The sequence below is a fragment of the Veillonella tobetsuensis genome (genome assembly GCF_002959935.1).
GTDB lineage: Bacteria > Bacillota > Negativicutes > Veillonellales > Veillonellaceae > Veillonella > Veillonella tobetsuensis.
On the sequence record NZ_PPDF01000012.1, the window covers coordinates 503,397 to 520,897 of the forward strand.

The 17,501-nt window shown below is 37.9% G+C and carries 20 protein-coding genes; all 20 read right to left on the reverse strand.

Going from position 1 to position 17,501, the window contains the following annotated elements:
- Positions 1-6: 6 nt before the first annotated feature.
- The 20 genes from pheS to gpmI all read right to left on the reverse strand — a co-directional run bounded on the left by pheS (position 7) and on the right by gpmI (position 17,487).
- Complete coding sequence (gene pheS / locus VTHSUH11_RS08320) at positions 7-1,029, reverse strand: phenylalanine--tRNA ligase subunit alpha (RefSeq protein ID WP_105093317.1); 1,023 nt, start codon at positions 1,027-1,029, stop codon at positions 7-9.
- A gap of 36 nt (positions 1,030-1,065) precedes the next feature.
- A complete protein-coding gene (locus VTHSUH11_RS08325) occupies positions 1,066-1,530 on the reverse strand; it encodes a PaaI family thioesterase (RefSeq protein ID WP_059362996.1) in 465 nt (154 codons plus the stop codon).
- A 131-nt stretch (positions 1,531-1,661) separates the two neighbouring features.
- The gene (locus VTHSUH11_RS08330) at positions 1,662-2,873 is read right to left on the reverse strand and encodes an ABC transporter permease (RefSeq protein ID WP_105093318.1); all 1,212 of its coding nucleotides are present in this window, start codon (positions 2,871-2,873) and stop codon (positions 1,662-1,664) included.
- Positions 2,866-3,588, reverse strand: coding sequence for an ABC transporter ATP-binding protein (locus VTHSUH11_RS08335; protein ID WP_105093319.1), 723 nt, complete (start codon positions 3,586-3,588; stop codon positions 2,866-2,868). The genes VTHSUH11_RS08330 and VTHSUH11_RS08335 overlap by 8 nt, the downstream gene beginning before the upstream one ends.
- 13 nt (positions 3,589-3,601) lie before the next feature.
- Positions 3,602-4,684 carry an efflux RND transporter periplasmic adaptor subunit gene (locus VTHSUH11_RS08340; RefSeq protein ID WP_105093320.1) on the reverse strand — a complete coding sequence of 361 codons (1,083 nt, stop codon included), beginning with the start codon at positions 4,682-4,684 and terminating at the stop codon, positions 3,602-3,604.
- Between the two features lie 92 nt (positions 4,685-4,776).
- Positions 4,777-5,691, reverse strand: coding sequence for an ATP-dependent 6-phosphofructokinase (locus VTHSUH11_RS08345; RefSeq protein WP_059363009.1), 915 nt, complete (start codon positions 5,689-5,691; stop codon positions 4,777-4,779).
- A complete protein-coding gene (locus VTHSUH11_RS08350; RefSeq protein ID WP_105093321.1) occupies positions 5,648-6,469 on the reverse strand; it encodes a shikimate kinase in 822 nt (273 codons plus the stop codon). The genes VTHSUH11_RS08345 and VTHSUH11_RS08350 overlap by 44 nt, the downstream gene beginning before the upstream one ends.
- A 519-nt stretch (positions 6,470-6,988) precedes the next feature.
- Positions 6,989-7,447, reverse strand: coding sequence for a hypothetical protein (locus VTHSUH11_RS08360; protein WP_244900006.1), 459 nt, complete (start codon positions 7,445-7,447; stop codon positions 6,989-6,991).
- 97 nt (positions 7,448-7,544) lie between these two features.
- Positions 7,545-8,399, reverse strand: a complete 855-nt coding sequence (locus VTHSUH11_RS08365) for a hypothetical protein (protein ID WP_105093322.1) — start codon at positions 8,397-8,399, stop codon at positions 7,545-7,547.
- Positions 8,400-8,411: 12 nt separating this feature from the next.
- Complete coding sequence (locus VTHSUH11_RS08370; RefSeq protein ID WP_059363022.1) at positions 8,412-8,684, reverse strand: hypothetical protein; 273 nt, start codon at positions 8,682-8,684, stop codon at positions 8,412-8,414.
- A gap of 115 nt (positions 8,685-8,799) precedes the next feature.
- On the reverse strand, positions 8,800-9,381 hold the full coding sequence (locus VTHSUH11_RS08375) for a hypothetical protein (RefSeq protein ID WP_105093323.1): 582 nt from the start codon (positions 9,379-9,381) through the stop codon (positions 8,800-8,802).
- Entirely contained in the window at positions 9,344-9,745 is a 402-nt protein-coding gene (locus VTHSUH11_RS08380; protein WP_244900007.1) for a hypothetical protein, read from the reverse strand. Before VTHSUH11_RS08380 ends, VTHSUH11_RS08375 begins: the two co-directional genes overlap by 38 nt.
- A 25-nt stretch (positions 9,746-9,770) precedes the next feature.
- Positions 9,771-10,235, reverse strand: coding sequence for a pilus assembly FimT family protein (locus tag VTHSUH11_RS08385; protein WP_105093324.1), 465 nt, complete (start codon positions 10,233-10,235; stop codon positions 9,771-9,773).
- Positions 10,187-10,759: a prepilin peptidase gene (locus VTHSUH11_RS08390; protein WP_105093325.1), complete on the reverse strand. Its 573-nt coding sequence runs from the start codon at positions 10,757-10,759 to the stop codon at positions 10,187-10,189. Before VTHSUH11_RS08390 ends, VTHSUH11_RS08385 begins: the two co-directional genes overlap by 49 nt.
- An 11-nt stretch (positions 10,760-10,770) precedes the next feature.
- Positions 10,771-11,184 (reverse strand): competence type IV pilus major pilin ComGC, encoded by a 414-nt coding sequence (locus tag VTHSUH11_RS08395; RefSeq protein ID WP_105093326.1) that lies wholly within the window; start codon positions 11,182-11,184, stop codon positions 10,771-10,773.
- A gap of 14 nt (positions 11,185-11,198) precedes the next feature.
- Positions 11,199-12,371, reverse strand: a complete 1,173-nt coding sequence (locus VTHSUH11_RS08400) for a type II secretion system F family protein (RefSeq protein ID WP_105093327.1) — start codon at positions 12,369-12,371, stop codon at positions 11,199-11,201.
- A gap of 9 nt (positions 12,372-12,380) precedes the next feature.
- Positions 12,381-13,430: a type IV pilus twitching motility protein PilT gene (locus tag VTHSUH11_RS08405; protein ID WP_374041501.1), complete on the reverse strand. Its 1,050-nt coding sequence runs from the start codon at positions 13,428-13,430 to the stop codon at positions 12,381-12,383.
- Positions 13,411-14,427 (reverse strand): GspE/PulE family protein, encoded by a 1,017-nt coding sequence (locus tag VTHSUH11_RS08410; RefSeq protein ID WP_105093328.1) that lies wholly within the window; start codon positions 14,425-14,427, stop codon positions 13,411-13,413. Before VTHSUH11_RS08410 ends, VTHSUH11_RS08405 begins: the two co-directional genes overlap by 20 nt.
- A gap of 222 nt (positions 14,428-14,649) precedes the next feature.
- A complete protein-coding gene (gene eno, locus VTHSUH11_RS08415) occupies positions 14,650-15,936 on the reverse strand; it encodes a phosphopyruvate hydratase (protein WP_105093329.1) in 1,287 nt (428 codons plus the stop codon).
- A 27-nt stretch (positions 15,937-15,963) separates the two neighbouring features.
- Complete coding sequence (gene gpmI, locus VTHSUH11_RS08420; RefSeq protein WP_105093330.1) at positions 15,964-17,487, reverse strand: 2,3-bisphosphoglycerate-independent phosphoglycerate mutase; 1,524 nt, start codon at positions 17,485-17,487, stop codon at positions 15,964-15,966.
- Positions 17,488-17,501: the final 14 nt, after the last annotated feature.

Genomic DNA, 17,501 nt, shown 5'->3' on the forward strand with positions numbered 1-17,501 from the left:
TACCTCCTAAAACTGTTCCAAGAAACGGATATCATCTTCAAAGAATAGACGTAAATCGCCAATACCGTATAACAACATAGCAATACGTTCTACGCCCATACCAAAGGCAAAGCCTTTCACCTTATTAGGATCATAGCCATTGAGCTCAAGCACACGAGGATGTACCATACCACAACCAAGAATTTCTAACCAACCTGTATGAGAGCATACGCGACAGCCTTCGCCACCACACATTACACAGGAGATATCTACCTCTGCAGAAGGTTCTGTGAATGGGAAAAAGCTTGTACGGAAACGTACCTTAGTTTCATCGCCAAACATATGACGTAAGAATGTTTCAATGGTACCTTTCAAATCGGCAAAAGTGATGTGTTCATCAATAATCAAGCCTTCTACTTGATGGAACACAGGTGAATGCGTAGCATCATAGTCCCAACGATATACCTTACCAGGTGCAATCATGCGAATTGGACTATTAGGTTCATGACGCTGCATGGTACGTGCTTGTACAGGAGATGTATGAGTTCTAAGCAAGAAATTTTCTGTAATATAGAAAGAGTCTTGCATATCGCGTGCAGGATGGTCTTTTGGTAGATTAAGACATTCGAAATTGTAATAGTCTTGTTCCACTTCAGGACCTTCTTCTACGGTGTAGCCCATTTTCATAAAGAAATCTTCAATCATTTCATTAACAGTAGTCAAAGGATGAATATGACCTGTTTTTGGAGCTCTACCAGGTAGAGTGATATCGATTTTTTCCTCTTCTAAACGAGCGTTCATAGCTGCTGTTTCCATAGAGGACTTGATTTTATCGAGTTCTGCTTCTAATGCTTCTCGTACAGCATTCACAAGAGCACCCATCTTAGGGCGTTCCTCTGGGGATAGTTTACCCAAGCCTTTTAATAAAGCTGTTACTTCACCTTTTTTACCTAAATATTTTACGCGTACATCTTGCAACACTTGTTGATCAGTGGCAGCTTTGATAGCTGTTAACGCTACCTCTTTTATGCGTTGTAATTCTTGTTCCATACAACAGTCCTCCTAAATTTCAAAGTTCATCCCTCATTATATCAAATTTGGGTCGTCTTCTTCAATGAATCGCCAAGGTAAATCAGGCAAAGGACGCTCTTCTAATACAAAAAAGGTTCCTCTTGCAAGATGAACAAGTTCACCTAGTTCATTGTAAATACGTGCCGTAGCCACCATAGTAGTTCGTCCATTATGTTCTACATTTGCTACACCACGCAACATAGTTCCACCTTTAACAGCTTTCACATAATTACCACTAATATCGATGGTATTTACCGATTTTCCTAAGGTAAAGCATGCAGAACCCATCACACTATCAGCAAAGCCGATACAAACGGCACCATGTAAATGACCTCTAAAATTACAATATTCTGTTTCATTGGTTTGCAAGGTCATTTCTGCATGACCAGGTTCTACTACGGTAACCTCTGAATCTTTCACCCAAGAGAATGGATTTTGATCACGTAATTCATTAAAATATTCTAACAGTGTTGTAGCCATTTGTTTCTCCATTCACAATACATAGTAATGCAAACATAAATACACATTAAATAACCATATAAAATGGTGCGTCACATCATACTTATTGTATCATGCAACGCACCATATGCGAATAGTTCTACTTTATTCTATTATTCGTAATGTAATGCATCAATTGGGTTTAATTTAGCAGCCTTACGAGCTGGATAAATACCGAACACCAAACCGATAGCCATCGAGAAGGCAAAGGATAACACAATGGTTGGTACCGATATAACCGTGCTCATACCAGAGGCTAAGCTTATGAGTTTTGAAGCCCCTATACCAAGTGCAATACCGATGAGCCCCCCCATGAGACTGATTACAACAGCTTCAATTAAGAACTGTGTAACGATAACGAAGTAAGTAGCACCTAAGGCCTTACGAATACCAATTTCACGAGTCCGTTCCGTAACGGATACAAGCATAATATTCATAATCCCTATACCACCTACTACGAGGGAAATGGCTGCAACAGCACCTAAGAATAAGGTTAATGTGCCTGTTGTCTCTTCCATTGTTTCCATGATAGAGTTCATATTTTGAATGTTAAAATCATCAAGGTTTGTATCCTTAATGCCATGTCGCACACGCAAAAGATTTTCTATATCAGACTGCAGACGATCAATACCGTTTTCATCCTTAGCTACTACGTATAACATACGTAGATAATCGATTCCATCCACGCGTTCCATCGCAGTTGTATAAGGAATGATTACCATATCATCTTGGTCATTCCCCATAGCACCACTCCCCTTGCTATTGAGTACCCCAATAACACGGAATGGAATATTTTTAACGCGAATCTCAGCACCTACTGGGTTTTCATCACCAAATAGATTTTTTGCAACAGTCTTACCAACTACAGCAACGCGTTCACGATTCTGTATATTTTTATTAGATAAAAAACGCCCAGATTTCATCGTCCAATTATTAACATCCAAATAATTAGCGTTAACACCAGACACAGAGGTAGTCCAGTTTTTATTTTGATAAATCACTACATAAGCACCGTTAGTCATCGGACTCACGGCCTTAACACCATCAAGTTTAGCAATAGCTTCGTAGTCGGCTACCTTTAACGACTTCATAGAACCTGCTGTTGGTCGCACCCCCGGCGTACGAGGTGCGCCAGGCATAACCATCAATAAGTTTGAGCCTAGACTAGAAATAGAATTTTGAATGTCTTGTTTTACACCATTACCAATCGACACAAGGGCAATAACGGCAGCAACGCCGATAATAATGCCTAGCATGGTCAAGATAGATCGCATTTTATTAGCAACCAAGGATGCCCAGGCCATTAAGAAACTTTCTTTATACATGTGTCACCTCCTGTACAGGAGTCATATTAAGATTTGGCTTATCTTCTACTATATAGCCATCACGGAGCACAACATTGCGACTAGCATAAGTTGCAATATCAGGCTCATGAGTTACAAGAATAATAGTGCGCCCTTCATCATACAGGCCTCGAACGATATTCATTACATCAATAGTAGATTTTGAGTCCAAATTCCCCGTCGGTTCATCGGCCATAATAATGGCAGGATCATTAGCTAAAGCACGTGCAATGGCCACACGTTGACGTTGACCACCAGATAACTCTGCTGGTAAATGGTCCATGCGGTCTCCTAAACCTACAGAGCTAAGCAAAGCCTCTGCACGAGCAGTTCGCGTTTTTTTATCAACCCCTGCATATACCATTGGCAACGCTACATTTTCAAGAGCAGTTAGTTTTGTTAATAGATTAAAACTTTGGAATACAAAGCCAATTTCTTTATTTCGCACGTATGCCAACTCATCATCACTTAGGTTAGCTACTTCGTTTCCATTCAAGCGATATGATCCTGATGTTGGTCTATCAAGGCACCCTAAGATGTTCATAAAGGTAGATTTACCAGAGCCAGAAGGCCCCATAATAGATACAAAATCCCCCTTTTGTACCTGTAAGTCAATACCATGTAGAACGGGAACCTTTAATTTACCATTAACATAGGTCTTCGTAATACCTTGAATATCAATTACTGAATTATTCATAGTTCACCTACGCTTAAAATGGTCCACGAGAATTGTTTTTAGGACTTGTTACATCACCACTGATAATAATTTCATCCCCTTCGGATACCCCTTTTAGGATTTGAACATTAGTATCACCCGTTACACCTGTAGAAACAGCTGTTCGGACAGGCTGTCCATCCTTGATAACATAGACATACTCACCTTGTTTATCAGTACGCACTGCAGTAAGAGGTACTACCAATGTATTTTTAATATCTTCACCAAAAATAGTTGCACGAGCGGTCATAGATGGTAAGAAATTGTCGGAAATATTTTCAGGGATCTGAACCTTAACAGTATAGTAAACTACACTCGTACTAGTTGTACCCATATTCCCTTTATTCCCTTTTGCTACTTCTGACACGTACCCTGTGAAAGTTTCACCCGGCTTAGAATCTACAGTAAACTCTACTTTAGCACCTTGTTTAATATTACCAATATCCGTTTCATCAACAGTTAAGTATATTTCTAGATTCTTTAAATCCGCAATCGTAGCAATAATCATTTGTGTAGAAATACCAGTACTAATTGTTTGACCCGCCTTGAGTGGTGTACCTACAACGGTACCAGTCATAGGTGCTGTAATCGTAGCATCACTTAAATCGGCAGCCACTCTATCATAAGTGGATAAAGCTTGTTCATAAGCAGTTACAGCATTGTCATAGGTTTGTTGTGATACCGCATTTTGATCAATCAGTGCTTTATATCTGTTCATATCAAGAGCTGCTTTATCAAGAGCTGCTTTTGCATTATCAACTTGTGCTTGTAATTGACGAGTATCTATATAGGCAATTACTTGCCCTTGTGTAACCTGTTCATTTTCTTTAATTAATACTTTTTCTAATTTACCAGCTACATTAGTAGATACGTCTACATAATTGACAGGATTAATAGTACCTGTAGCACTAATACTAGTTTTTACATCGCCTTTTTCAACTCTACCGGTTGTGTATTTTTGGTGCGTTTGTGCACTATCATTCGTATGAACATAATAATAGCCACCACCGCCTAATAAGCAAATGGCAATAGCACCACCTATAATACGTTTACGGTGTTTTTGAAATAATTCTTTCATTATTTACTCCTTAACATTTGAGTATTCCACTATCATGCATTACATTGTACTAGAGTTTTAACGATTATACAATATAATTTTACAATATTCTATTAATGACTCAAAATAGAGATTAATTCATACTGTTGTTTATCAATACCAAAACGCATATGTTTAGCTTTTTCATACGGTATCGCACGAATCTGTCCATCAATATACCCTGTAATACAGTTATCTATATTCTGCACTAAGCAATCGATAGCTAATTCACTCATACGAGCAGCCAAAATAGCATCCAATGCAGATGGTGCGCCGCCACGTTGTAAATATCCTAAAACAGTCAAACTAGGATCAAAGTAGGTGTGATTCTTAATATACTCTTTTACCTCACCACTTTCATAAGCACCTTCAGCAACAAGAATAATACTATACTCTTTTCCTAATTGGTGAGTCTTGTTTATATGTTCACACACTTCATCTAAAGGCATAGGATATTCCGGTACTAATACTAGTTCTGCACCACTAGCTAAACCAGATTGTAATGCAATATGCCCTGCATGACGTCCCATCACTTCAATTATAGCAACCCGTTCATGAGAATTCGACGTATCACGAATACGACCTACCGCATCAACAACAGTATTGATAGCAGTATCAAATCCAATCGTATATTGTGTGCCATTCATATCATTATCAATTGTACAAGGAATTGTTATGGTTGACTGGCCTAATCGCATCAAAGATTCTGCACCAGCTTGTGAACCATCTCCACCAATAACGATTAAATGATCTATACCAAAGTCTTGTAGTATTTGGTAAGCTCGTTTTTGTACATCTAAATTCTTAAACTCCGGATAGCGTGCAGTTCTAAGTATAGTACCACCAGTAGTAATGATTCCGCCTACATCACGAGCATGCAAAGGTCTTATCTCATTATTAATAATACCTTCAAAGCCACGCTCTATACCATATACACTAAAACCTTCATGTATTGCTTTTCTTGTGATGGCCCGAATGGCTGCGTTCATTCCTGGTGCGTCTCCACCGCTTGTTAGTAGTGCTATTTTTTTCATGTCTACGTCCCTTCTGCTGATTTGTACCAGCTCGCATTTCTTTAGACACTGTAGTTCTTTGTGTTGATGACTTTGTCTCTTTGAACAATCTTGTTTGTTTAACTAATTTTATTTGTTTAACAGATTGCCGTTCATTATCTTGTTCTGTTCTAACCAATTTGTGTTGGTCTACAGTTTCAGTCGATTTGGGTTGTCGTCGCGTCTTAAATTGAACCTCAAGAGCTTCAAATTGTTGCTCAATGGCCTTCATAAAATCATAGGTTCGTCCATTAGTCGTATCCAACACATAGTCACATTGTTTATATACTGGTTTCCACGATTGAATCATATTATGTACAAAAGCTGAAACATTTGTGTAATCCATTGTTGGTCGTTTGCCAACACGTCGATTAACACGGCTCACAATTCGATATTGTGCAGCGCGTATACCTATGATAAAAGAAAATTTCTTTAAGGATCTAAGAGTTCTCTGTTCTATCGGAAAGTTTCCACCTACACTGATAACGGCCTCATGGTATAATGAAACCTTCTTGAGTACATCTAATTCAGCACGTCGAAATGCTTTTTCACCTATTTTTTTAAAAATTTCTGCAATGGGCAGCCCAAAACGACCTTCTAATACTCGATCGGTATCCACAAATTGCCACCCTTTCAAATCTGCTAGATTGCGGCCGAAATGGCTTTTACCACTGCCCATGGATCCGATAAGAATAATATTTCGTTTTACTATCATGTTACTATTGCCCCTTATTTATACGTTAAAATTTATTTTACTATAAAATAGCCATAAAAACAAAAATGAACATATAATAATGAGAATAATTCCGCATTATTATATGCTCATTTAACTTATGGTTCCCGTGGAGCTATCTTACATCGAAACGATATGCTATTTCCCTGTGTATCTATAGAGCATATTTGAACTGTACAAAAAGCCAATGTATGTTGAATGGTATTTAACCATTTTAAAAAGGACTGACTAGAACCTACCAAAGTTATATCTAATATATTGCCTTTCTTAGAGCTACTCGTTACTACCAATGGTTCGCTTCTGATACTCTGATATACTTGATCCTCCCAATATTCACGGTTTGATAACGATTGCACTAGAGCATAAGTATCAGACTCTACAAACTGGTGCTGTGTTTTAGTTTCCATTTGATAGAACATAATAGTATCTTCTATAGCTTTACATTGCTCTATATAGTATCCATGAATTCCTATTGAGACCATCGCTACAATCAGACTTAAACTACAAGCTAGGGTGATTTTCTTTAGAATTGGTGTCATGCTGCTTTGTATGTCCATCCAAATGGAATGTACACTGTCCACTCTCTTTTTCCACTTGTTGTTTACCATCACATGTTACCTTTCTCATATGTGCTTGTACATATTGTCTATAATTATGGTATACATCCTCATTAATAGCAGTTCCATCAACAGAAAAACCACTATCCGTAAATTCAATATGTTGTAATGTAATACCTCCATTCATAGCCATTGCAGCATCTAATATAGTTACAAAAAGAAATTGACTATCCCATGTATTCTGTTGTTGTAATAACGTTGAAAGCCTCTCTTGCGCATTATGATACTGTTCACGTATTAATTTAGATTCTGAATTCATCTGTACACTTTCATATAATGTTTGCTGCTCTAAATATGCTCTATAGGAGTGAATAGCCCACCCAATACAAAAAGCACTAACCATTATAATCAATCCCGCCGAAATATATATGTACAGCCTATTCCTATGTAGAAAAATATACCACCGCAATGAACGGGGCATAAAGTTTAGTAAAGTGTCATTACCAACCTTGTCCAATCCAACGTAACCCCCGTGTAGCCATACCAATTGCCATATCCCAGTCCAACTCACCTAGCTTACAACGTGTACGCCCTCTACCAAGAAACATCATCGGTAGGTATTCAGTATTTCCATATACCTCTTGTAATGCACTAATATCGATACGTTGCTCTTCATTTAAATCATCAATATTATAAAAATGAACACCTTTAATTTCTTCTACACCAAATTGTTGCAACGCTTCTTCTAAATCGATGAGTGCCGAACTTATATCTGCACCATTCACCTTGACGATACATTCCTTTACACATATGTCTTTCCACCACGCCCACAAATGCATGCCTTCTGGTTCAACAATCCCCGTAACCGTACCAGTTCTATGCAATAAACCATATGTAACGGGTAATGGCCAGCAATCAATCGTATCCACGGGTGCACATGTTTCTCTAATACCTTGGCGAAGCAATTCTAATTCATGCCGATCTACAGCAGCTAAGAATAAATAATAATGATGCCGAGGATATTCTCTGCGACACGCATCTAATTCAAATTCATGGTCTCCAAAATTAAAGGTATCTTCAATATTCCATTTAATAAATTCTTTTACGTCAAAATCGTGAGGATCATAGGTGGCTAAGGTCATTTCTGTTTGTATACAAGCTACCACACTGTAGGTCCCTTCTAGTAAATTATATGTAGTAATAAATTCAGCAATATCCTCATCAATCGTACTAGACCGCTTCATCTCCATCGCATCGGTAATAATCATCGTCTTATTCTCAATATGTGCGGTTGTCCCTACAATTCGATCCTTTGTAATACAAAGGCCTGTATGTTTTTGCTTATGTTCCTTCACTGCGTTTCCTCCTTAATATGGTTTTATACTAACAATTTCTAAACTATGATTTTCTGTCTCTCTAACATATATATGAACGCGACTTGTTACACCTTTAGAAATAGCATAACTCATCACATGTTTAGGTTCTGTAGCTCTTGGATCGGATTTAATATATATATGATTATCATCATAAACACCTATATCGAGATTTTCTCTATAATCCCATTTGTTATTACTTTCACAATAGGTGTTAAACCACCGTGCACCATTCTGTGCAGCATATTGTGATTTAATAAGACGCATTTCATCTCTTGTATTGCTTAATGACAATGTTGTTAAGCGATTTATACCTAAGATTAAAGCCAATACTATAAACATTACATATATAGCGACATAGGTAACCATCCCAGAAGAATGGCTAGTGGGTTTTCTTATACCAATCAAAATGTGTTGAAACACCTGTGGCCACCTCATAGTTTGCTATGCCTCCATATCCTTTTGCATGTTCTGTTTCAGTATTAAATAGATTATTAACAGACCACTGTAGACTGACAACACCATTGGAATTCATTGAAAATGGTGTATCTGCATCGAGTCTGCGCTTATCATCAGTGCCAATAATACGACTGCCACTTAAAGGTTGTAAACTACCATCACTTAATTTCCTATATAATGCGCGCCTTGTTACTGTAAATGCAGTGCGTCTAGTATCATTAATAGATAATATATGTCCCTTATCATCAACGGATGTCTTTGAATCATTCCAAATAATATGAGCTACAATGGCGCGTCGTGTATAACGTCCATCTTCTAACATCGCCAAACTATCATCAATTCGTTCTGTCCATATAAAACAAGTCATACATATAGTCATCACCATGATTAGCACAAAGGAACTTATTAAGATACTAATGACAATGGATGGCAAAATAAAGCCTCCAACCTTTTTCAAAGCATTATTTTTAATGATGAGGTGGGCCAAGAAATGTGGATATTTCATATACAACAGCTCCATTATCAATAGCTTGTACGCGATATCTCAAAATAGAGATACCATTAATTTCTTCTTCTACAAGACTCTTTTTAAATACTATATGAGGTAAATTATGGTTTCCAGATACTGGGGTAGCCATTATATGCGGCGTACCACCTGAATCATACAAAGCCTTACCTTCCTCTATATAAGACACCGTATCTTGCAATATATAATCATCAATATATGCAGTTTTTACCATTGTCAAGGTATCACTCAATACATAGAGTATTGTAGGTAACAATAGCAACACTAGGGTTACAGCCATTAGTGCATCACCATATAAAAAACCGCTTTGTTTAGATAATGTTACATTATTCTTTCCAGTCATATGGCACTTAGCATACATCTCTAAATCATAATATTTCCCAGCGCACACGCCCTGTTTGAACAGCAATCCATATGCGATTTGTTGCGCCTGTTTGAGTATCTTGTAAAATAAATTCGGTTCCATCATACGGTAATCCATAAGCAGAAAAATAAACCCGTTTCATAGTATGTGCACTTTCAATATGCTGTGGTAATTCCATTTCTACATGGTGCAACATGAGTCCCTCTTGTATAGAATAAGAATGTTTTTTCAATATAAACTCACCTTGTGCCATCCGATCATCTCGATGACCTAACATAGACCATAGTTGGGCTTTCTTAATAGCTAATACGACCTCTTCTGTACTTCTATTTAATTCATGACGCGAAGGCATTGTAACAATACTACTGACTCCCATAGCAACCAAAGAAATCACTATGGAGATAGCAATAATCCATTCTACTAATATAGAGCCATTACAGTGATTTGTATGTGTTGTATCAAATACCAATATAACGCCTCCCATTGATTATAAAAATGCAAGCTACTCCATGCACCAATACATAGGAAGGGGCCAAAAGGAATATATCTGCTACGAGTGTTACGAGTAATATATAGGCCAGCGAGATAGAGGATACTAGTCAAAAAAGATACATATACCATAACGAGAATTTGAATACTTGTTAGCCATATGGATATGGCACTTATCCATTTAATATCACCCCAACCAAGGCCACCTTTACTTAGCATCCGTAATGCTACACTTATACAGGCAACGATGGAAACATGTACACAGGTGTCGATGACTGCATACTGTTCACTAATGCTATAAACGATACCTATAATAGTCAGCGCAAGGGCCCCTTCATCGGGTAATATATAATATAGCTTATCAATGGTAGCACCTATTACGAGAAATAGTGAAAAGAAGCTATAACATATAATTTCAAACATAGTGTAATCTCTAAAAAATAAAGGGATTACTATTGCCAGTATCGATATGGCTAGACAGATATAAACCTTTTTCCCTTCCATATGACAAGTCCTTATGTTTCAGGTGCTGTAACAACTACAGACTTCCCAGAATTACCTGTAACTTGTTCATAAGAAATAACATATTCTTTTCCTTTTGTAGTCTTAACATGTTCAGTTAAATAACCTTCTTGATACAACTTTTCTACAGTTGGAGGCGTATCTATGCTTTTATCAATCATATAAAGTTGTGTCGCATTGCGAATGATTTGAATATCTGCCACTTGTTTTGCATTCTTTGCCTTATCTGCAGCAGACATAAATTGAGGCATTGCAATGGCTGCTAAAATTGCAATAACAGCTACGACAACCATGAGTTCTACTAGTGTAAAACCGCCCTGTTTAGATTGTTGTAATCTCCGAATACTTATATATTTCACAAACTGATTTTCTAGCTTAGTTAAATATTCTCTACAATAAGTAAGCATTTGTAAGTCTCCTTTCATTGACCACTTAATGAAGATATAGATGTAAATAAAGGATACATAACAGATATAACGAGAATAGCAATACCCACACCCATGATAGTAAGGAGTATTGGTTCCATGAGACGCTCCATCCTCGCAATATATTGAGTTAATAAGGATTCATAATAATGACTGCAGTGATTAAGCATGGCAACCAACTCACCGCTTTCTTCTCCAACTGCTACCATTTGCCAAATAAAGGGATTGCCTATAGATGCTGATTTTAAACTTTCACAAAAGGAGTGCCCTTTACAAAGCATGGCATATACATGATTACTACAAGTTTCACCATACAAATTTCTCCATATATGTTTTGTAATATCTATGGTATTAATAATAGAAATCCCAGAATCTAACAATAAGGCCCAAATATGTAAAATATTTGTATAATACAGAGATGTTAAGAACGTGTTATGTTGAGCCAACTGCCATAATCGTCTATCAAATCTATATCGTATTGCAGATTGTTTGAAAGCATATATCAACAATCCGATAACAACGGCATGTATCCCCACATATATCAATGGATGTTCTCGAAGGGAAGTTCCTAATACAAATAAGCCTTTTGTCATCCATGGCAATTCTATATGCATAGTTGCAAATACACGGGTAAACGATGGGATGATAAACAATATAGTTACCAAAAAGAATACATTCATAAGAACAAGTAAAAATAAAGGATATGAAATCGCACTTAGAATCTTTTGACGATATTTACGTTCTCGTTCGTAATAGGATGCTATATATTGTAAAGATTCCCCTACATTCCCTGACATTTCACCACTTTCAAGCAGCGCTAATGCTATAGGAGGAAACCCCTTTTGTCGAAGTACCTCTGATAAAGATTGACCTCGTTGTATACCCTCGTATAATGAGCGATACAGCATCGTTTTAGAACCTTCCGTCAATAATTCTAATGAACGCCGAAGTGAAATACCAGATTGAAGCAATAAACCAAGTTGATATGCGGTGGTACTCACCTCTTTATGACTCCAACTCACCGATTTAGTAGATGATTGGGAGATACTACAAATGACATATCCCTCTAATTTTAGTTTAGTTCTTACCTCTTCTTTGGAATCGGCCCATAGCGATCCTTGTATTCTTTTCTTATCCGTTGTTATTACTGTATAGTCATAGGCATTCATGTAATCCCTCTATGATAGTTGTTGTTCCAATAAAGCATGTAATTGTTGGGCTGATCCATATTGTGTTTTTGCGTCACGCACAGCCATCTCCAATGTTTTCATAGGCGACTGTGTCTCCTGAATCGATACAATTTGTGGTTCCTTACGATTCCTAATTAAATTTGCTACTGCATTAGTATTTAGTAAAATATCCCGTATTGTGATAAACGATGTTTCCCACCGTAACAAACGCTGACATATAACGGCGCGCAATACTTGCGAAACTTGACTGCGCACTTCATCTTGTTGCTCGCCGGGAAATAGAGATATCATACGATGTACCGCCATTACAGCCCTCTGCGTATGCATCGTAGCTAATACAAGATGCCCAGTTTCAGCTGCATGTAAAGCAGCTTCTAAGGTGTCTCTATCCCTCAGTTCTCCAACCATGATTACATCGGGATCTTCGCGTAATGCATCACATATCCCTTGTGACATAGAATCTACATCGATACCTAATTGACGTTGATGGATGATTGAATGGGCTGGTATAAACTCGTATTCAACGGGGTCCTCTAGTGTTACTATGTGTTTATTCATAGTTTGATTAATATATTCTATGCAACAAGCCAAGGTATACGACTTTCCACTGCCAGTAGGACCTGTGACAAGAACTAATCCATCATGATACTCACAAATCATCTTTAATACATCGCTGTCTTTGGAGGAATCAAGAGAAAGATTAGCGTGACACAATAATCTCAATGTTCCACAAATACTATGATTTGCCCTATAAATATGGGCCCGAATACGAGTGCCATTACTGGTAAAAGCATCATCTACAGAATGCCAGGAATCATGTGTAATACCACAACGACACAAAATATCTGCAATCATATCATTACTACATATACTCGAAATAGACTCTAATCCTTTTGAAGCCCGTATATAAATGGGTCTATCTAGTTCAAGGTGGATATCCGTAGCACCTTTTTCTAATGCAAAAGAAATTACATCTTCTAAAGATATAATGGAATGCGTTATAGCAAAATTATTACTTTCACAGTAAGATTCCTGCACGGTGTACCTCCTCTAAGGTTGTAATACCAGAATTAATTGCTAGATGAGCAGAATCTTGGAGCGATGTGAACATATACTGTTCTACATGATCCCAATCAATATCACTAAAGGGTATTTCCAGATATTCAAATAAGCCTAATCGTCCTTGATAGGAATGTGTTGTACTATCGATTCGTCTCACAAGGCGCTGCGATAGTGATCCAATGAGTGTAGCATGTAAAAGATACGGCTCTACCCCCATATCCACAAGACGACCTATGACGCCTAATGCCGTGTTTGTATGAACTGTGGTAATCACACGATGTCCTGTTAACGCAGCCTTAACAGCCAATTGTGCAGTCTCATTATCACGAATTTCACCAATCATAATTGAATCTGGATCCTGCCGTAATACGGTTCGAAGACCTTTAGAAAAGGTAAAGCCAATCTTTTCATTAATACCTATTTGAATAGCTCCTTCAATGGTTGCCTCTACAGGGTCCTCTAAGCATATCAATTTAGTTTCTTTTAAATTTAACATGCGAAGCATGGCATATAAGGTAGCAGTTTTACCACTGCCTGTAGGACCACAAATTGTAATGAGTCCATAGGGCCGTTTTAATAACACTGCGATTTTTTCTTGTAGCTTCACATCCATCCCCAGTTCTAATAGATTTTTGTGTACCCCTTCGTTGCCCATCAATCGGCATACAATCGCTTCGCCATATAAACTGGGCAAACTAGATACACGCATAGTGACAGCGTAGGATTTTACTGACCATTCCCATCGCCCATCCTGCGGTAATCTCTTTTCGCTAATATCCATGCCACTGAATACCTTGATGCGGTTCACAAGCATATCTGCATCTGTAGCATCAACTAGCATATACTCGGTCAATAATCCATCAATTCTAAGTCTTACTTGTATGCCATTTAATATAGGGTCAAAGTGAATATCACTAGCACCAACTGTAATGGCATAAGTTATGATTGAATCTAATGCAACATCTACATACAAGGTCACCCCCTCCTTTATACCTTGCGGTGTGTTTATACATCACCTTTGCTTATTGCACTAGGTAATTCTCCATAGTAAGAAAAAGTCCTGTTTATTTTCTAAAATTCCACAAAGCGTGTACCGAGTAGCTAAAAAACATCAAAAAAAGAGACTCCCTTGAGTTTTTACTACTCAAAGGAGTCTCCTTTATAGTTTTTCTATCCTAAAAAAGAATAGAATTTTTTATTTCTTCAAATTGTAGAATACGGCATCACCTTTATATTGTGCAGTTTCATATAACATTTCTTCAATGCGAAGCAATTGATTATATTTAGCAACACGTTCAGAACGAGCTGGTGCACCAGTTTTAATTTGGCCCGCATTAACAGCTACTGCGATATCTGCAATAAATGTATCCTCTGTTTCACCAGAACGGTGAGAAACTACGCATGTATAGCCAGCGCGTTTTGCAGTTTCCATAGCATCAAAGGCTTCTGTTAACGTACCAATTTGATTTACTTTTACAAGAATGGAATTAGCTACACCAAGGTTGATACCTTTTTCAAGGCGTTTTGTATTAGTAACGAATAAATCATCACCTACGAGTTGAACACGCTTACCAAGGCGTTCGGTTAATACTTTCCATCCATCCCAATCTTCTTCTGCAAGGCCATCTTCGATGGATACGATAGGATATTTATCGACTAAGTATTCATAGAAGTCAACCATTTCGCTAGCGCTCAATACTTTGCCTTCGCCTTCTAGATGATATTTACCATCTTTATAGATTTCACTGGAAGCTACGTCGAGAGCTAATTTGAAATCTGTACCAAGTTCATAACCTGCACGTTTAATAGCTTCGCAGATTACTTCCAAAGCTTCTTCATTGGAAGCTAAGTTTGGTGCAAAACCGCCTTCATCGCCTACAGCAGTGCTAAGACCTTTATCATGAAGTACCGATTTTAATGTATGATATACCTCTGCACAGCTACGCAATGCATCGCTAAATGTTTTTGCCCCTACTGGCATAATCATAAACTCTTGAAGGTCCACATTATTATCAGCATGAGCACCACCATTTAAGATGTTCATCATAGGCACTGGTAATTCTTTAGCATTAAAGCCACCTAAATATAAGAATAATGGCAAGTCTAAAGATTCAGCAGCCGCACGTGCTACTGCCATGGATACACCTAAAATTGCATTAGCACCTAAATTAGCTTTGTTGTCAGTGCCATCAAGTTTAAGCATCAAATTATCGATTGCTACTTGTTCAGTTGCATCATAGCCGATAATAGCAGGTCCAATCTTAGCGTTTACATTGTCTACAGCTTGTAAAACACCTTTACCTAAATAACGGGATTTATCACCATCGCGTAATTCTACAGCTTCGAACATACCTGTAGATGCACCAGATGGAACTGCAGCAGTTGCAATTGTACCATCTTCCAAACATACCTCTACTTCTACTGTAGGATTACCGCGAGAATCCAAAATTTCACGAGCTACAACTTGTTCAATTACTGCCATAATAATACCTCTTATTTATATACTAAATTAATCTACCAATAAACTTTCACCAGTCATATCATGTGGTTTGTCAATATGTGCCAACGCCAACATGGTCGGTGCAATATCACATAATTTACCAGATGCAAGCTGGTTATGCTTATGCTGTTCACTTACTAAAATCAATGGAACTACATTTGTAGTATGCGCTGTATGAGGTTTTCCAGTCTTATGATTGACCATTTGCTCTGCATTACCATGATCGGCGGTAACTAAAAGCTGTCCTCCAACCTCTAATATAGCCTTTGCAATACGTTCTAATCCTGCATCCACAGTTTGAATTGCTTTAACCGCAGCCTCGAAATTACCTGTATGCCCTACCATATCTGGGTTTGCATAGTTCAAGATAATCATGTCGTATGCTTTACTATGAATAGCATCTACCACCTTATCGGTCACTTCTGGAGCACTCATTTCCGGTTGTAAATCATAGGTTGCAACCGCCGGAGATGGCACAAGAATACGTTCTTCCCCTTCAAAGGGAACCTCATTACCACCATTGAAGAAGTACGTTACATGTGCATATTTCTCTGTTTCAGCAATGCGCAACTGACGATAACCATCATTAGAAAGAACAGCACCTAATGTATTATTTAATGTATCCTTTTCATAAACAATATGCACAGGCAATCCATCTTCATACTTTGTCATCGTCGCCATATAAATGGATATAGGCTCGCGCTTAAAGCCATCAAAATCTGGTACAGTTAAAGCCTTTGTCAATTCACGGGCTCTATCAGGTCTAAAGTTACAGAAAATAACTGCATCACCTTCAGAAATAGTTCCCTTTGAATCAATAACGGTAGGTACTACAAATTCGTCATTCACACCAGCAGCATAGGATTGTATGATGGCTTCGCAAGCAGAGTTAGCCATATTGCCAACGCCATTGACGATAGCGTTATAAGCTAGTTCTTCACGATCCCATCGATTATCACGATCCATGCCGTAGTATCGACCACTAAGAGTAGCAATTTTACCACAATCTATGTCAGCCATAAAAGATTCTAGCTCCTTAATATATGTAGTTGCCGATTGTGGTGGCACATCACGTCCATCAAGAAGTGCATGCACATATACTTCTTTGATGCCTTCATGTTTAGCACCAGCAATAACAGCCTTAATATGTTCTAAGGAGCAATGTACATTGCCATCAGATACGAGGCCAATAATTTGTAATTTACCACTTTTTGCTTGGCTGTATAACTCTTTTATTACAGGCTTTTTATAAAACTCGCCACTCTCTACGTCCTTTGTAATACGCGTTAAGTCTTGATATACAATACGGCCTGAACCAAGATTGAGATGCCCAACTTCTGAATTACCCATTTGCCCTTCTGGCAAACCGACTGCAAGACCGGAAGCTTGTAATGTTGAATGAGGATACGTATCCCACAAGTAATTAAAATAACTTGGTTTTGCTTGTACTACGGCATTCGTCGTATCTGTTTGGTCCCCCATACCAAAGCCATCTAAGATGACTAGCATTACGGGCGCCTGTAATTTTGCCATATTTATACCTCTAG

Excerpts from the sequence above, each read along its gene's own strand:
- pheS (WP_105093317.1), bottom strand. The coding sequence starts at position 1,029 with ATGGAACAAGAATTACAACGCATAAAAGAGGTAGCGTTAACAGCTATC.
- VTHSUH11_RS08325 (WP_059362996.1), bottom strand. The coding sequence starts at position 1,530 with ATGGCTACAACACTGTTAGAATATTTTAATGAATTACGTGATCAAAAT.
- VTHSUH11_RS08330 (WP_105093318.1), bottom strand. The coding sequence starts at position 2,873 with ATGTATAAAGAAAGTTTCTTAATGGCCTGGGCATCCTTGGTTGCTAAT.
- VTHSUH11_RS08335 (WP_105093319.1), bottom strand. The coding sequence starts at position 3,588 with ATGAATAATTCAGTAATTGATATTCAAGGTATTACGAAGACCTATGTT.
- VTHSUH11_RS08340 (WP_105093320.1), bottom strand. The coding sequence starts at position 4,684 with ATGAAAGAATTATTTCAAAAACACCGTAAACGTATTATAGGTGGTGCT.
- VTHSUH11_RS08345 (WP_059363009.1), bottom strand. The coding sequence starts at position 5,691 with ATGAACGCAGCCATTCGGGCCATCACAAGAAAAGCAATACATGAAGGT.
- VTHSUH11_RS08350 (WP_105093321.1), bottom strand. The coding sequence starts at position 6,469 with ATGATAGTAAAACGAAATATTATTCTTATCGGATCCATGGGCAGTGGT.
- VTHSUH11_RS08360 (WP_244900006.1), bottom strand. The coding sequence starts at position 7,447 with ATGGTTAGTGCTTTTTGTATTGGGTGGGCTATTCACTCCTATAGAGCA.
- VTHSUH11_RS08370 (WP_059363022.1), bottom strand. The coding sequence starts at position 8,684 with ATGCGTCTTATTAAATCACAATATGCTGCACAGAATGGTGCACGGTGG.
- VTHSUH11_RS08375 (WP_105093323.1), bottom strand. The coding sequence starts at position 9,381 with ATGAAATATCCACATTTCTTGGCCCACCTCATCATTAAAAATAATGCT.
- VTHSUH11_RS08380 (WP_244900007.1), bottom strand. The coding sequence starts at position 9,745 with ATGACTGGAAAGAATAATGTAACATTATCTAAACAAAGCGGTTTTTTA.
- VTHSUH11_RS08390 (WP_105093325.1), bottom strand. The coding sequence starts at position 10,759 with ATGGAAGGGAAAAAGGTTTATATCTGTCTAGCCATATCGATACTGGCA.
- VTHSUH11_RS08395 (WP_105093326.1), bottom strand. The coding sequence starts at position 11,184 with ATGCTTACTTATTGTAGAGAATATTTAACTAAGCTAGAAAATCAGTTT.
- VTHSUH11_RS08400 (WP_105093327.1), bottom strand. The coding sequence starts at position 12,371 with ATGAATGCCTATGACTATACAGTAATAACAACGGATAAGAAAAGAATA.
- eno (WP_105093329.1), bottom strand. The coding sequence starts at position 15,936 with ATGGCAGTAATTGAACAAGTTGTAGCTCGTGAAATTTTGGATTCTCGC.
- gpmI (WP_105093330.1), bottom strand. The coding sequence starts at position 17,487 with ATGGCAAAATTACAGGCGCCCGTAATGCTAGTCATCTTAGATGGCTTT.